Raw genomic sequence first — 15,338 nt, forward strand, 5'->3', positions numbered from 1 at the left:
TGGCGATCAGCCCTCCCACTCGGCCTTGAAGTCGGGGTTGGCGTCGAGCCATTCCTTGGTGACGATCAGCGGGTTGGTGGCCTTGGTGGCCGGGTCGATCCAGTTCTCGACCGTCTCGCCCTTCTTGGCCCGGATCAGCGCATCGGCGGCGTAGAACCCCTCCGAATACGGGTAACCGGAAAGCGTCGCGTCAAACACGCCAGCCTTGATCTTGTCGACGGTGATCTGGTTGAGGCCGCCGCCGATCAGGTAGATCGGCTCGATCGGGATGCCGGCATCGGCGAGCGCGATCTCGACACCCAGAAGGTGCTGGTCGGCGTTCGAGAGCACTACGTCGATCTTGGGGTTCGCCTGGATGATGTCCTGGAACGCAGTCAGCGACGCATCAGGGCTGTAGCTGCCTTCGCCGGTGGCGACGACTTTGATGTTGGCGTGCTGGCTCAGCACGGTCTCGAAGCTCTTGTAGCGCAGGTTGTCGAACGGAAACTGCAACTGGCCGATCATGATCACCACGTTGCAGGGATCCTTGTCGGCGCAGAACTTCACCACTTCCTCGGCCTGGGCCGTGGCGCCGTCCACCGGGTTGGAGGCAACCGTGGTGGTGAGGCCAGCGACCTGCGGGGTCATCACCGTCAGTTCCGGGCCGACCGGGAACAGCGTCGAGGCGACGAGCAGGCCTTCCTTGGTCGCTTCTTCGAGCGCGGTGGCGATGCCGACCGTATCGTTGGGAGCAATGATGATGCCGTCGAAGCGACCGCCGGCGATGATGTCTTCCACCTGCTTGTACTGGGTGGCGGCATTGAACTCGCCGTCGAAGATTTCGACCTCGACGCCGCCGGCCTTCTCTGCGGCAGCCTTCACGCCCTGCCAGGTCGCATCATTGTAGCCGTTCTGGCTCGATGCGGCGAGGAAGGCCAGGCGGATCGGCTCCTGGGCCATGGCGGTGGCGGGGATGAGGCACGTGGCCAGCAATGCCGCGGCGATGAGTTTATGCATGCGTTCTCTCCTGTCGGGACGGCTGTCCCGCTCCTGTTGCGTTCCCTTGGGCCCGTGATGACCGGACCACGTAATGCGCCGCCTGCGAGGCAGCGAGTTATCCTTCCATTGCCGCCACCGCGGTGTCGGTTCCGTGGAAGTTGGCGCCTTCCGACCCAGCAAGGTCGAGCAAAAGAAAGGCGAGTGTCGCCACCGGTTGCCAGGCAAGCGCCAGCGCCACCCGGTCGGTGGTGAAATGTCCCTGGCGGTGCAGGAGGTTGATGGTGCCGATCACGCGGCCATCGGCGATCGCCGGCAGGTTCATGTTGGATTCGAACCCCAGCTGCTGGATTTTCTGCCAGTCGAAGAACACCGTGGCGATCTCCTCGATGCTGGTCGAGGAGAACGGGCGGCGGCCTTCGATCACCGTCTCGAAGTAGCGGTTGCGGTCGAGCCGCTTGAAATTGCCCGTCGGGTAGGCTGCCGCATCGTCGGTCCACACCCGGCGTGAGCGCATCTGCTTGAGATCGTAGACCGAAGCGGTGGTGAGGAGTGAGCCGGCCGCCTGGTGGATACCCGCCCGGGCATAGGCGAACACCGCCTCGGCGGCGTGCTCGCCGGCTGCCAATCTGAAGGCATGCGCGAGGTCAGGCGTCATGCGCGCCTCCGGTCATGCGCCACCACGCCGTCCTTGACCACCAGCTTCAGGTGCTCGGCCGGACGCCCCAGCGCCGCGATGTCGGTGAACGGGTCGACGTCGAAGGCCACCAGGTTGGCGCGCGCCCCGGCCGCCATGGTGCCGATCTCGCCCTCCATGCGGCAAAGCCGTGCGCCGGCGTCCCACATACCGCTGAGGATTTCCTTCGGCGTCAGCACCTCGGCGAGCAGCGAAAACTCGAGTCCGCCATATTTGCGCAACTGGCCCAACAGGTCCGTGCCGAAGGCCATGGGCAGGCCTGCCCTGCGCATGATGCCGAGCGAGTTTCGGCCGCCATCGCGTACCACGTCCAGCTTCAGTTGCTCAGCCTCGCCGAGGCCGAGCTGCGCCCCCTCGAGCTTGAGGCCCTCGTAGGCCGCCAATGTCGGGATGGCGATGCAGCCCGCTTCAGCCGCCATTGCCGCCGTCTCGGCGCCGATCAGGTTGCAGTGCTCGAGCGACTTGACGCCCAGCTTCACACAGCGGCGGATCGAGGCATCGGAATAGACATGTGCCGACACATAGGTATTGGCGTTGCCAGCCTCCTCGACCATCGCCCGGATCTCGTCGTCCGAATACTGCAGGCCGTCGATCGGATCGTTCGGCGAGGAGACACCGCCATTGCCCATCACCTTGATGAAGCGGGCACCTTCCTTGATCATCTTGCGGCAGGCGCGGCGCACCTCGTCGACGCCGTCGACCAGCACGCCCATGTTGCCGACGCGCCAGCCCAGGGTGTCGGGGCGGCTGTCGGTGCGCTGACGCAGGTCCGTATGCCCGCCGGTCATCGACAGCCCCTTGCCGCAGATGACCAGGTCCGGCCCGGCAATCAGCCCTTCGTTGACGCCGCGCACGAGCCCGTAGTCGGCGCCGCCGAGATCCCGCACCGTGGTGAATCCGTCGGCCAGCAGTTCTTCCATCACCTTGACGGCGCGCACCGCTGCAAGGCTGTCGGGCGCGATGGCATTGGCCCATAGGTCGAGCGACCAGGCCACGACATGGAAATGGCAGTCGATGAAGCCCGGCATCAGCGTCAGGCCGCCGAGGTCGATCACCTCGTCCCCGGGCAACGCCGTTGCACCGACGCCGATGATCCTGCCGTCACGCACCGACACAGTGGTCGACGGGCTCAGCGTCTGCCTGTCGAGGTCGACCAGACGGGCGTTGGTGAAGCTCAGCGCAGCGCTCATCGGCCAGCCACCGCCAGGTCACGCGGGGCGGCGTCGCGCCGTCGATGGGGCATCTGGCTCTGCTCGGTGAGGCGCATTGAGGTCCTGCTTGCGACGCTTTCATGTCAGTATGAGCGAATATTTAGTTTGTCGACAAGATGGATTCTGAGCCGGATCCTGCCCAAACTTTGGCGGTCATGCTGCCTTCAGGCCGCACCATCTGGCTACGAAACGGGCAATCACCTCGGTGGTTGTCTGTAAGCTGGCGAGTTCGACCGCCTCCGACGGTGCGTGCATGCCGCGGGCGTTGCCGCCGTAGCAAAGCGCCGGAATGCCGTAATAGAGGTCGTAGAACCGGGTATCGCTGGTGGCCGTCATGCTGAGCGGCTCGAGCTCCCGGCCGAGCAGTTCGGCGTGGATACCGGCCAGCAGCGCCTCGGCCTCGGTGCCCGGAGCAAAGACGTGGCCATCTGCCTGGAAGCCGATCCAGCTCAGCGCCGGCATCTCGGCTTCTAGCGCGGCGGCGCAACGGCGAACGGCCTCGCTGACACGCTCGCGCACATCGGCGAGGCTATGCCCCGGCAGCACCGACAGCCGGCACTCGAGTTCGCACCATGACGGGATCGAGCCCAGCCAGTCCCCGCCCCGGATCTTGCCGGGGTTGAACTTCACCGGGTCGGCAATGGCGCCGAAATATGGGTGCGTCACCGCTTCGGCATTGATCTCGGCCGTCAGGCCCTTGAGCGCCTCGATATAGGCCATGGCCGCGAGAATGGCGTGCGAACCGGTGGATACGCCTGCGTACACATGGCCCGGCCGGCCAAGGATGCGCAGCCGGAACCACACTGAGCCCAGTTCGGCGCGGATGATCTGGTGCCCCATGCTTTCAGGGATGAACGCCGCATCCGCGCGATAGCCCCGCGCCAGCGTCGAAAGCGCGCCATTGCCGGTGCACTCCTCTTCGCTCACCGTCTCGATATGCACGCGTGAGCCCGGCACGTAGCCGAGCCGGCGCAGCGCATCGAGGGCGAAGACCATGGCCGAGACACCTGCCTTCATGTCGCCAGTGCCGCGGCCATGCATCCAGCCATCGCGCACTTCTGGCCTGAACGGATCCTGCGACCAAAGCTCGGTCGCCCCGACCGGCACCACGTCAATATGCCCCATCAGGATCAGGCTTCGCCCGACCGGCGCTTCGACCTGGTGCGTCGCCACCACCTGCACGGCTTTGGAGTAATCGGCGTCAACCACCGGCGAGTACCCCGTCAGGCCGGCGATCTCCACCTCGTCGATCGTGTACCTGTCGACCGCCCAGCCGCGCGCCGCGAATTCGCCGGCCAGCCAATCCTGGCACGGGGCCTCGTTCCCGCGCGTGCTGTCGAACGAGGCGAGCTTGGCCAGCCATTCAGTCTGCCGGCCAAACCCTTCTGCCACCGCCGCGCGGAGCGCTGTCGGATCGATCATCGTGCCACTCCTCAACTCCAATCGGCACCCCACGTGCGAGACTGGATTTCCCCTGTCGACAAACTGTCGGCTGAACCCTATAGGGAGATCACAACGAAGCGCAATATGCTTTGATGAGCCGCTTGATCGCCTTTAGCCGCTGGAGCAGACCCCATGGAAAAGAGCCCGTTCACCGGGTGCATTCCCGCCCTGATGACCCCGTGCCGCGCCGACCGGACGCCGGATTTCGATGCGCTGGTGCGCAAGGCGAACGAGCTGATCGGGCTCGGCATGTCGGGCGTCGTCTATTGCGGATCGATGGGCGATTGGCCGCTGCTTACCGACGCTGAGCGCATGGAAGGCGTCGAGCGGCTGGTCAAGGCCGGCATCCCGGTGATCGTCGGCACCGGCGCGGTCAACACCAAGGCGGCTGCCGCCCATGCCGCTCATGCACAGCAGGTGGGCGCCGCAGGCCTGATGCTGATCCCGCGCGTCCTCTCCCGCGGCTCGTCGGCCGCTGCGCAGCACGCGCATTTCAAGGCCCTGCTCTCGGCCGCGCCGGACCTGCCGGCGGTGATCTACAACAGCCCCTACTATGGCTTTGCCACCCGCGCCGACCTGTTCTTCGCGCTGCGCGCCGAGCATAAGAACCTGGTGGGCTTCAAAGAATTCGGCGGCGAGGCTGACCTCTCCTACGCCGCCGAGCACATCACCTCAGCCGATCCGAACCTGACGCTGATGGTGGGCGTCGATACCGCCGTTTATCACGGCTTCATCCAGTGCGGCGCCGCCGGCGCCATCACCGGCATCGGCAACTGCCTGCCGCGCGAAGTGCTGCACCTTGTGGATTTGTGCATCAAAGGCCAGCAGGGGGACCCCGTGGCGCGCCGCCGCGCCAGGGAACTCGAAGAGGCGCTGATCACCCTCTCCACCTGGGACGCCGGTCCGGACCTGGTGCTGTTCTTCAAATACCTGCTCGCGCTCAACGGCGAGAAGGAATACGAGCTTCACTTCAACCAATCCGATGCCCTGAGCCCGGCGCAGCGGCGCTTCGCCGAACAGTCGCTCCAGCGCTTCCGCACCTGGTACTCCGCATGGTCCGAGGCGGCGTAAGCTGAACGCCCTGCTAGGGCACCGAACACGCAGTCGGCGGTCCTCTCCCGATGGGAGGGGGCGGCCGAGCCATCGCGCCCTCCAGCCCTCCGGGCTCTGCGCCCCCCGCTCACCGCTCCTGTAGCGCCAGGTCGATGCGGCTCGTGGTGTCGCGCGCCATATAGGCCTGGATCTGTCGCACGATCTGGGCAGCATGTGTCGCAGCCAGCGCGTCGGCGCGGTCTGCGTCGCGCGCCTCGATGGCGGCAACCATGTCGGCGTGCTCATCGACATACTGGCGCGGCAGGTCGTCGTCGAACGAGTAATAGAAGACCCGCATCACCCGCCGCCCTTCGTCGAGCAGCCGGGCGAACAACTGCGTGAAATAGACATTGCCCCCCGCCTCGGCCACCGCGACATGGAAATCGCGGTTGATCGCGATCATCCCCAACGCATCACGGCGTCGCACGGCATCGGCATAAGCCGCCTCGAAGGCCCGGATGCGCACCAGGTGCTCAGGGCGCCGATGTACCGCTGCGGCGCGCGTGGTGACGCGATACATCAACGTCAATGCCTCGAAATAGACCGGCAGGTTGATGAAATCGATCGGCGCGACAATGGTGTTGCGGTTCGGCAAGGTCGTCAGCAGCCCCTCCGCCGCCAGCCGCACCATGGCCTCGCGGATCGGGGTGCGCGACAGATCGAACTCTTCCGCCAGCCGCATCTCATCAAGCGGACTGCCCGGTGGCAGGCTGAGATCGAGGATCGATTGCCGCAGCTTCTCGTAGACCTTCTGCACGCCATGGCCGCGCTTGCGAACCGGCGTACTCGTCTCTGCAGTCGGCCGCGGCTTCTTCGCCATTCCCAAACCTCGATTCCACCAAACCGTCGGGACAGGCTTCATAGATAAAGTATCACCGGATTGCCAGACGGCGCGCCGCCTTGATTACTTCCCCCGAGCGTTACTGCCGCAATATGCAGTTGCCGGCAGGCTCGGACCTTCGGGATTGCTCCTTGGTCCGAGCCTGACGTTGCATGCCTTGTTTTGTGGCCTCGATGATTCTGGCTATCGGTATCTGCGCTGCATTGGCCCGCACGCGCACAGGCGACGTCTCACCGGCCGGGCGCGCCAGCGTTCCTGCCGCGCCGCAGTGCAATCGTGTGTGGCCGGGCCCGGGACGAGGGCAAGATCGTCGCCGAGCCGCGTCAACGCCTAAATCGCCGAGAACACCAGCGTGGCGTTCACCCCGCCGAAGCCGAAGGCGTTCGACAGCGCATGCCGCACGGTCTTTTGCTGCGCCACCTTCGGCACCAGGTTGAATTGCTCGCCCACATCCGGATCCTCGAGGTTGCGCGTCGGCGGCACGATGCCGTTGCGGATCGCGAGGATCGAGAACAGCGCCTCGATGGCGCCCGCTGCGCCCATCAGGTGCCCGGTCGCCGACTTGGTCGAAGAGATTGCGAGGTCCTTGCCGCGATTGGCGAACACCGCGCCGATCCCGGCCAGCTCCGCCGCATCGCCGACCTGCGTCGAGGTCGAGTGGGCGTTGATGTAGTCGATCTCACCCGGCGACAGTCCGGCCATCCGCAAAGCGCCGCGCATCGCTGCCTGCGCTCCGGCGCCGCCCGGCTCGCCGGCCGTCAGGTGATAGGCATCGGCCGATGTCCCGTAACCGGAAAGTATCGCGAGCGGCGTCGCGCCTCGGGCCTTGGCGTGACTCAGCCGCTCGATCACCAGCACTGCGGCGCCCTCGGCCAGCACGAACCCGTCGCGCTTGCGGTCGAACGGCCGCGAGGCGCCCTCGGGGTCGTCGTTGAACGCCGTCGCCAGCGCTCGCGCCGCGCCGAACCCGCCGACCGAAATCGGGTCGACCGAGCCCTCGGCCCCGCCGACAACAGCCACGTCCGCTTCGCCCGTAAGGATCAGCCGCATGCCGTCGCCGATCGCCTGGCCCGACGCCGCGCAGGCGGTCACCGGCGCGCCGATCGGCCCCTTGAAGCCGTAGCGGATGGAGATCCAGCCGGCCGCGAGGTTGGCGAGAAAGCTCGGCACGGTGAACGGCGACAGCCGCCGCGGCCCCTTCTCGATGATCGTCTCGACCGCATGCGCCATAACCGGCGAGCCGCCGACCCCGGTGCCGATCACCGTGGCGGTACGGGCCTTTTCGTCCTCGGTCTGAGGCGCCCAGCCGGACTGGGCGATCGCCTCCTGCGCGGCGACCAGCCCGTACTGGATGAACAGGTCCATCTTCTTGATGTCCTTCGGGTCGATCGCCACCAGCGGATCGAATCCCTCAGGGTCCGTTTCGCTCGTCGGCACCAGCCCGGCCACCTTGGCCGTATAGTTGGTCACGTCGAAGCGGGTGTTCCGGACAATGCCGCTCTTGCCGGCGATGAGCCGTGACCACACGGTTTCGACGCCGGTGCCCAGTGGGCTGACCACGCCCATGCCGGTGACGACGATCGGATCGGACTGAGTTGCCATGGGAATTCTTCCTTATGTGTAGTTACACGGGTCGGCTCGAGGTCAGCAGGCTGCCGCATCGCTTCAGATGGTGGCGAGCCGCTGCAGTTTCATCAGGGTATCTTCAAAGCCGTCGGCGCCGAGCTCGGCGCGGATCTCAGCCTGCGCCTTGCGCCACAGCGGCAGCAACTCGTTGACCAGGTCGCGTCCCCTCGGGGTGAGCGAACAGATCCGGCCATTGCCATGCTCGGCCGGGCGCGACGCGATCAGCCCCATCTTCTCCAGCCGATCGAGGTTCCGCGTCAGTGTCGTCCGCTCGAAGCCGCGCTGTTCGGCCAGCTCGCTGACGTTCCGCTCGCCGGAGGCCACGATCAGCCCGAGCACCGAGTACTGCGTCGAGGTGATGCCGAACGGCCGCGTATAGGCATCATAGCGCCGCGTAATCGCCCGCGCCGCCATCCGCGTATTCGAAACCATGCACCGGCTGAAATCATCCATGCGCCGACAAATAGTGTGTAGTTACACGGTGTCAAGTGAGGCGGCGCTCGCTGGAGTGGGTGGGACGACGAAAGGGAGCGGCGTTTGTGCACTTGCTGGTCCGGCAACCAGCCCGGCGTCAGCGCGCCGGTTGCTGCTCTCTCGATTGGTCCGACCCGTCGGCGGGCCGGTTGTCGCGTCGGGCAGGACATCGTCGTCGGTTTCGAACAGCGGTTCCGGCGGTGCCTTGCTCGGCCCCAGTGGTCCGCGGTCGGTCTTGTCGATGTCGAGATTTCGCACGTGTGGCGGGATGCTCGTCGGGATGCTCATAGTGTCCTCGGACCTGGCGCGCGATGCGGTGACAATGCCGGCAGCGCCACGACGGTTGCGTGACGCCCAACGAGGCTGCGCTCCGACGCTTTCGCTCGGCCGATTTCATGCTATTAGCCCCGGCATCAGATTTTCCGCGCCGCTGAGGAGCTTACGCATGGCCAAGATCAAAGTTGCCAACCCTGTCGTCGATCTCGACGGCGATGAGATGACCCGCATCATCTGGCAGGCGATCAAGGACAAGCTGATCCTTCCCTATCTCGATCTCGATATCGAATACTACGACCTCTCGGTCGAGAACCGCGACGCCACCAACGACCAGGTGACGGTCGACGCCGCCAACGCCATCAAGAAGCACGGCGTCGGCATCAAGTGCGCCACCATCACCCCCGATGAGCAGCGCGTCGAAGAGTTCAAGCTCAAGAAGATGTGGAAGTCGCCCAACGGCACGATCCGCAACATCCTGGGCGGCGTGATTTTCCGCGAGCCGATCATCTGCTCGAACGTGCCGCGCCTCGTACCGGGCTGGACCCAGCCGATCATCGTCGGCCGCCATGCCTTCGGCGACCAGTACCGCGCTACCGATTTCCGCTTCCCGGGCAAGGGCACGCTGACCATCAAGTTCGCCGGCGAAGACGGCCAGGTTATCGAGCACGAAGTCTACCAGGCGCCGGGCGCCGGCGTGGCGCTCGCCATGTACAACCTCGACGAGTCGATCCGCGATTTCGCCCACGCCTCGTTCAACTACGCCATCAACCGCAAGGTGCCGTGCTACCTCTCGACCAAGAACACCATCCTCAAGGCCTATGACGGTCGCTTCAAGGATATCTTCCAGGAGATCTTCGATGAGCACTACAAGCAGAAGTTCGACGAGCTGAAGATCTGGTACGAGCACCGGCTGATCGACGACATGGTCGCCTCGGCGCTGAAGTGGTCCGGCGGCTACGTCTGGGCCTGCAAGAACTACGACGGCGACGTGCAGTCCGACATCGTCGCCCAGGGCTTTGGCTCGCTCGGCCTGATGACCTCGGTGCTGATGACCCCCGATGGCAAGATCGTCGAGGCCGAAGCGGCGCACGGCACCGTCACCCGTCACTACCGCCAGCACCAGCAGGGCAAGGAGACCTCGACCAACTCCATCGCCTCGATCTTCGCCTGGACGCGTGGCCTGCAGCACCGCGCCAAGCTCGACAACAATGCCGAACTGGCGAAGTTCGCCCTGACCCTCGAGAAGGTCTGTGTCGAGACCGTCGAAGCCGGCCAGATGACCAAGGACCTCGCCTTGCTCGTCGGCCCGGACCAGAAGTGGCTCTCGACCCTTGGCTTCCTCGACGCCATCGACGCCAACCTGAAGAAGGCCATGGCTGCCTGACGTCCAACCCGATAGCAGGCGGCGACTGCATCGCCGCCTGCGCCCTCTCTGGTGCCTCCGTCATCTGGCCGGTCTATAGTTCGCCCCACCAGATGAGGAGCGAACGATGGCAGCAGGTACCAGAGACGATCCGTGGTTGCTCAAGACCCCGCCGGGCAGCAGCGACATCACGCTTTACCGCGCTCCCGATGCCACGCCGCCTGCCCTTATCTGCGTCGCCGGCGGCACCGAGTTGCGCTACCACCTCAGGGCCATCGAAGACCTGCACCAGATGCTGAAACAGCACGGCGACTGGATGGAACTCGGCAATGCCGATGAGCAGAAGGACGCCAAGCCTGGCACGGTCGAAGCCTGGGCCCGCTCTCACGACAACCCGGTAGGTGGGTGGTATGGCATCCGGAAGGGATTTCGCGGCCGCTTCGCCAACTACGTGACGCCGGTGCTCGAGGTGCTGGGTCTCGTCGAACTGGAACACGGGCCGCGCAACAACCGGGTCCGTGCTCTCTAGCAGTTTCCGTCTCGACCCACCCCAAGGACGCTTGAACGGCGCGCGTCAAAGCTCCTAGAACTACAGTTCTCGGGGGAATTTCCGCATGCGTCTTCTCGCCTTCGCGACCGCTCTGCTGTCGATCTTCGTCGCCTTGCCGATCAACGCATCAGCAGCAACTATTTCCATCGTCTCAATGCAGTATTCCGCCGCGCACCCGGTGCCGCACCTGCACTATGACGGCGATACCGCCGACGGCGATGTCGCAACGCTGCAGAGCATGTACGACACCTTCGTCAAATGCCGCCTGTCGTGCATCGGGCCCGACGGAGGGGCAACGGCGGTACTCACCCTGAATGGGCCGGGCGGCAGCTATTTTGAGGGCCTGGCGCTCGCCGACTTCCTCCGCGCCAACCATATCGCCACCGTCGTCGAGCGCGGCAGCGGTTGCTATTCCGCTTGCGCTTTCGCTTTCCTCGGCGGTTCTGCCTGGTCCAGCCAGGACGGCGTCGGCACCTATGTCGACCGCATGGTCGAGCCCGGATCCGTCGTCGGCTTCCACGCCCCCTACTCCGACGAAGTGTCCTTCACCAATGCCCTCAACGAGCGCGGCGCCATGGCTATGCAGGGCCAGACGCGGGATTTGCTCGCCCTGATGGTCAAGGAGCTGGTGAAGTGGAACGTCGATCCCGAGGTGATCTTCAAAATGGTCGGCATGGGCCCGGAGGAAACTTACAACCTGGTGACCGCGGAAGACCTCTATTTGGCCCGGGTCACCCTGCCGCCTACACCGTCCTCCGGTTGGATCACCGACCTGCCTTCCGCCATCCGTGAGGCCTGCCTGCGCCTCCTCGCCATCGACGAGCGCGCCGCCCCGTACGACATGCAGTGGCGCTTCGAATCCGACTACACGCCGGCCATCGGCGAAGCCGAATTGGCCGGGCCGATCTCCGGTTACAAGCTGGGCGACCGGCTGCTCGATATCGGCAGCTGCTCGGCCACCGACGCCTCGATGGCGACGGATGGCGACTACGAGATCGCGCTCTACTTCACCCCCGGCCTCGATGGTCTCAATGCCGCGAGCACCAGTTTCTTCAACCGCCAGCACGGCTGGTCCACAGCCGGCGTCGGGCGCGACCCGCTGAAGCGCATCTTCGCCAAGGGGCCGCTCAACAGTTTCTTCCTGCCGCTCGACGCCGATATCGACGGCCTCGACCTGCCCGGCGAAGCCGATATCGACGCCAACCGCTTCAACACGGCGCTGCCGCCGCTGCTGCCGACCATGCCCAGCGACCTCGTCGTCGACGCCAGCACGCCCAGCTCGCGCGTCTCGCATTTGGGTGACGTCTTCGTCTTCGAACGCGTCGGCACTCGCCAGCTCTATGACAGCGCGTTCGCCCAGGGCGCGTTGGGCCGTGCCTACACCAACGAGGTCACCAGCGACACCGGCTTCGTCCGCGAAGGCGCCTTCGTCGATACGGCCGCGACCTTCGTCTGGTTCGGCATCCTCAATGGCGAGAGCAGCGCCGTGGTCGAGGCCATCGTGGTGAAACCCAACGGCGAAGCCCCCACCGACGAGGACCTGGCGACCCTCCGGCGCATCCAGTGCGAAGCCGATTTCCAAGGCTCCAAACTCAACTGCGGCTGAGGCCATCCGGTCATACTTGAGCCATGAACTCACCTGAGCGTCAGCCGCATTGAGGGGTATTGATGTTCAAAAAGATTCTGCTTGGCCTCGCGGTCATTGTCGCCGCCGTCTACGTCTGGAATGCGTCCTGGCGCGTCGCGCCGCCTCAGGGAAAGCCCGAGCTGATCGCCCATCGCGGCGTGCACCAGACCTTCGATCGCGCCGACCTCAACAACGATACCTGCACCGCCGAGCGGATCGATCAGCCGACCCACGATTACCTCGAAAATACCCTCCCCTCGATGCAGGCGGCCTTCGCGGCGGGGGCCGATATCGTCGAACTCGATGTCCATCCGACCACCGATGGCCAGTTCGCCGTACTGCATGACTGGACCGTCGATTGCCGCACCGAAGGCACCGGCGAGACCCGTGGCCACGACATGGCGTCACTGAAACTGCTCGATATCGGCTACGGCTACACCGCCGACGGCGGCGCGACCTTTCCGTTTCGCGGCAAGGGCATCGGCCTGATGCCCGAACTCAAGGAGGTGTTCACCGCCTTCCCCGCCGAGCGCTTCCTCGTCAACTTCAAGAGCAACGAGGCACGCGAGGGCGACATGCTGGCTGAGCTGCTGTCGTCGCACCCGCAATGGCGGCCGGCTGTCTGGGGCGCCTATGGTGGTGATCCGCCAACCTACCGCGCCGCCGAGCTGGTCGGCGATCTCAATGTCTGGTCGCGCAAGGGTCTGGTCGATTGCCTACTGCAATACGAGGGGTTTGGCTGGACCGGGTTTGTTCCGGAGGCCTGCCGCAACACCAAGGTGATGCTGCCGATCAACGTCGCGCCATTCGTCTGGGGCTGGCCGAACCTCTTCATCGAGCGCCTGCAGCAGGCCGGCTCGGAGGTGATCCTGCTCGGCCCTTACAGCTCCGGCGATCCCGGCACCGCCGGCATCGATACGCCCGAACTGCTGGCTCAGGTGCCCGACAACTTTGCCGGCTACATCTGGACCAACAAAATCGAGACCATCGGGCCGCTGGCGCGTGAACGCTTCAAGTAGAGACGAAATAATTAGGCCCTGTGGCATTCCCGCCCATCGACGGTACGGCCGGCCCATCGTATAGGACTAACATACCAGTTGCCGTCCCTCCCCTCTTGGATGCCCAGAAGATGCCCTCCGGCGTCGCTTTCGCGCTTTTTGCCTATCTCCTCTATTCCTGCTGCGACGCCATCATCAAAGGGTTCGGCACCAGCCTCTCCGTCTTCGAAATTGCCTTCTGGACGGCGCTGTTTTCCTTCATTCCCGCGATCTTCACCAAGCCCAAGGGCGAGCACTGGCGGCACCTGCATCGCATGCGCCACCCCTATCTCGTGCACTTGCGCAGCATTGCCGGGGTGATCGGCAACCTCTGCATCATTTACGCCTTCACCCATATTCCGCTGGCCGAGGCATACTCGATCGCCTTCCTGGCGCCGATCTTCGTGGTGGCGCTGTCGCGGAGCTTCCTCGGCGAAACCGTGACCTGGCAGCGCTGGCTGTTCCTTGGCGCCAGCTTCTGCGGTGTGCTCCTCGTCGTCCGGCCGGGCTTCCGCGAACTGCAACTCGGCCATCTCATGGCGGTCGGCGCCGCGGTGATGGGCGGCATTGCCACCACCACGCTGCGCAAGGTCGCCCCGGTCGAAAAGCGCGTCAGCCTGCTCGGCCTGCCGCTGGGCTACGTTGTCGTTATCAACTCCATCCTGATGCTCATCGCCGGGTTCCATTGGCCGACGCTGCAGGAATTCGCCTTCCTGGTTCTGATCGGGGCTCTGGGCGGCACCGGCAACATCCTGTTCATCACCGCGACCCGCACCGCGCCGATAAGCATGATCGCGCCGGCCCAGTACAGCCAGATTGCCTGGGCCATCGTCTTCGGCGCGATATTCTATGCCGAGTATCCCGATACCGTCGCCTATTGCGGGCTCGTCGTCGTTGCCATCTGCGGCATCCTCAACGTGATGTCGGACGAAACGCGCATCCGCATCTTCTCGCGCCTGTCGGTCTTCGGTCCGGCCAGTGCCGTTTCCGAGGTCAGTCCGCCGCTCGGCGATGACGCCAAGCTGCCGCGACGCGGCGATGCCGACGACCAGGCGCAGGCGGCGCCTGGCAAGTAGATGCTGCGCTCCCTCTCACCGGTTTCGCTCGGTGTGCTCTGCGTGCTGGGCGGGATGGCGTCATTCTCGACCGCCGACGCGCTGGTCAAAGCGCTGGGCGGCTCACTCAGCGTCTTCGAGATCGGCCTGTTCACCACCGTCTTCTCGTTCCTGCCGGCTTTGTTCTCCAAGCCGCGCGAAGAGCGCTGGCGGGACACCTTCAAGCTCAACCGCCCGGCGCTGATGCTCCTCGTCGCGTTCTGCCGGACGCTGAGCGCGGTGCTGATCACCTACGCCTTCGTCACCATCCCGCTGGCCGAGGCCTATTGCCTCGTCTTCCTCATCCCGGTGCTGGCGACCATCCTCTCGGTCGTCGTGCTCAAGGAGGAGGTGTCGCTCGATCGCTGGGCGCTGGTGGTCATCAGCTTCCTCGGCGTGCTGCTGGTGGTGCGGCCCGGTTTCCGTGAGATCGAACTGGGGCACATCGCCGCCTTCATCTGCGCGCTCGCCGCTGCCGTGTCGCTTACCACCATCCGGCTGATCTCGGGCGCCGAGCGGCGCGTCACCCTGTTCGCCCTGCCCGGCCTGCTCACCCTGGTGGTCAACCTGGTCGGCGTCTTTATTGTCGGCTTCAGCTGGCCGAGCCCGTTGCTGCTGGGCGGGCTGGTGGCCTGCGGCGTATTGGGTGGCATCGGCTATCTGCTGCAGCTCAAGGGCGTCGCCCTGGCGCCGGCGAGCCGGGTGGCGCCGATGCAGTACAGCCAGATCATCTGGGCGCTGCTGTTCGGGGCTTTGTTCTTCAGCGAAGTGCCCGATGCGATCAGCCTTGCCGGGCTTGGCGTCATCGTCGCCGCCGGGCTCGCCAATATCTTCGCCGATGGCGCCCGCGCCCGCATCGCCGGACGCTGGGCCGAATATCGCGCCCGGCGAGACAACCCCTCGCCGGACGATTTCAAGGGTCCGGGGCCGGACCCGGTGTAGGCAGTAGGCAGTCGGCAGTCGGCAGTCGGCAGTCGGCAGTCGGCAGTCGGAGCAGAAAGCACGACCTACTGCCTACTGCCTACTGCCGAC

At 65.2% G+C, this 15,338-nt stretch carries 14 protein-coding genes; 7 read left to right on the forward strand and 7 right to left on the reverse strand.

The annotated features are described in order from the left end of the window. Positions 1-6 precede the first annotated feature (6 nt). The 4 genes from ASC89_RS18065 to ASC89_RS18080 form a co-directional block, all read right to left on the reverse strand. Complete coding sequence (locus tag ASC89_RS18065) at positions 7-996, reverse strand: sugar ABC transporter substrate-binding protein (RefSeq protein ID WP_056000338.1); 990 nt, start codon at positions 994-996, stop codon at positions 7-9. Between the two features lie 97 nt (positions 997-1,093). Next, complete coding sequence (locus ASC89_RS18070) at positions 1,094-1,633, reverse strand: GAF domain-containing protein (RefSeq protein ID WP_056000341.1); 540 nt, start codon at positions 1,631-1,633, stop codon at positions 1,094-1,096. Then, entirely contained in the window at positions 1,630-2,862 is a 1,233-nt protein-coding gene (locus tag ASC89_RS18075; RefSeq protein WP_056000345.1) for an amidohydrolase family protein, read from the reverse strand. Before ASC89_RS18075 ends, ASC89_RS18070 begins: the two co-directional genes overlap by 4 nt. A gap of 174 nt (positions 2,863-3,036) precedes the next feature. After that, positions 3,037-4,305, reverse strand: coding sequence for an ArgE/DapE family deacylase (locus ASC89_RS18080; protein ID WP_056000350.1), 1,269 nt, complete (start codon positions 4,303-4,305; stop codon positions 3,037-3,039). 153 nt (positions 4,306-4,458) lie between these two features. On the opposite strand from ASC89_RS18080, the gene ASC89_RS18085 reads away from it, so the two are divergent. Continuing rightward, on the forward strand, positions 4,459-5,397 hold the full coding sequence (locus ASC89_RS18085; RefSeq protein WP_056000352.1) for a dihydrodipicolinate synthase family protein: 939 nt from the start codon (positions 4,459-4,461) through the stop codon (positions 5,395-5,397). 109 nt (positions 5,398-5,506) lie between these two features. Here ASC89_RS18085 and ASC89_RS18090 read toward each other — a convergent pair whose 3' ends face one another. From ASC89_RS18090 to ASC89_RS18100, 3 genes are all read right to left on the reverse strand, one after another. Further along, positions 5,507-6,238, reverse strand: coding sequence for a GntR family transcriptional regulator (locus tag ASC89_RS18090; protein ID WP_056000355.1), 732 nt, complete (start codon positions 6,236-6,238; stop codon positions 5,507-5,509). A 351-nt stretch (positions 6,239-6,589) separates the two neighbouring features. Then, on the reverse strand, positions 6,590-7,861 hold the full coding sequence (fabF, locus tag ASC89_RS18095; protein ID WP_055882251.1) for a beta-ketoacyl-ACP synthase II: 1,272 nt from the start codon (positions 7,859-7,861) through the stop codon (positions 6,590-6,592). A gap of 63 nt (positions 7,862-7,924) precedes the next feature. After that, complete coding sequence (locus tag ASC89_RS18100) at positions 7,925-8,317, reverse strand: MarR family winged helix-turn-helix transcriptional regulator (protein WP_162247960.1); 393 nt, start codon at positions 8,315-8,317, stop codon at positions 7,925-7,927. A 487-nt stretch (positions 8,318-8,804) separates the two neighbouring features. Between ASC89_RS18100 and ASC89_RS18105 the strand changes: the two genes are divergently transcribed. The 6 genes from ASC89_RS18105 to ASC89_RS18130 all read left to right on the forward strand — a co-directional run bounded on the left by ASC89_RS18105 (position 8,805) and on the right by ASC89_RS18130 (position 15,248). Then, a complete protein-coding gene (locus ASC89_RS18105; RefSeq protein WP_056000359.1) occupies positions 8,805-10,019 on the forward strand; it encodes an NADP-dependent isocitrate dehydrogenase in 1,215 nt (404 codons plus the stop codon). Positions 10,020-10,125: 106 nt separating this feature from the next. Then, the gene (locus tag ASC89_RS18110) at positions 10,126-10,527 is read left to right on the forward strand and encodes a DUF6855 family protein (protein ID WP_056000362.1); all 402 of its coding nucleotides are present in this window, start codon (positions 10,126-10,128) and stop codon (positions 10,525-10,527) included. Between the two features lie 85 nt (positions 10,528-10,612). Next, positions 10,613-12,154 carry a hypothetical protein gene (locus ASC89_RS18115; RefSeq protein WP_056000365.1) on the forward strand — a complete coding sequence of 514 codons (1,542 nt, stop codon included), beginning with the start codon at positions 10,613-10,615 and terminating at the stop codon, positions 12,152-12,154. 62 nt (positions 12,155-12,216) lie between these two features. Beyond that, complete coding sequence (locus ASC89_RS18120) at positions 12,217-13,194, forward strand: glycerophosphodiester phosphodiesterase family protein (protein WP_056000368.1); 978 nt, start codon at positions 12,217-12,219, stop codon at positions 13,192-13,194. 110 nt (positions 13,195-13,304) lie between these two features. Beyond that, positions 13,305-14,288: a DMT family transporter gene (locus tag ASC89_RS18125; RefSeq protein ID WP_055882268.1), complete on the forward strand. Its 984-nt coding sequence runs from the start codon at positions 13,305-13,307 to the stop codon at positions 14,286-14,288. Continuing rightward, positions 14,289-15,248 (forward strand): DMT family transporter, encoded by a 960-nt coding sequence (locus tag ASC89_RS18130; protein ID WP_055882269.1) that lies wholly within the window; start codon positions 14,289-14,291, stop codon positions 15,246-15,248. It begins immediately after the preceding gene. Positions 15,249-15,338 lie beyond the last annotated feature (90 nt).

It is taken from the genome of Devosia sp. Root413D1, assembly GCF_001425235.1.
GTDB lineage: Bacteria > Pseudomonadota > Alphaproteobacteria > Rhizobiales > Devosiaceae > Devosia_A.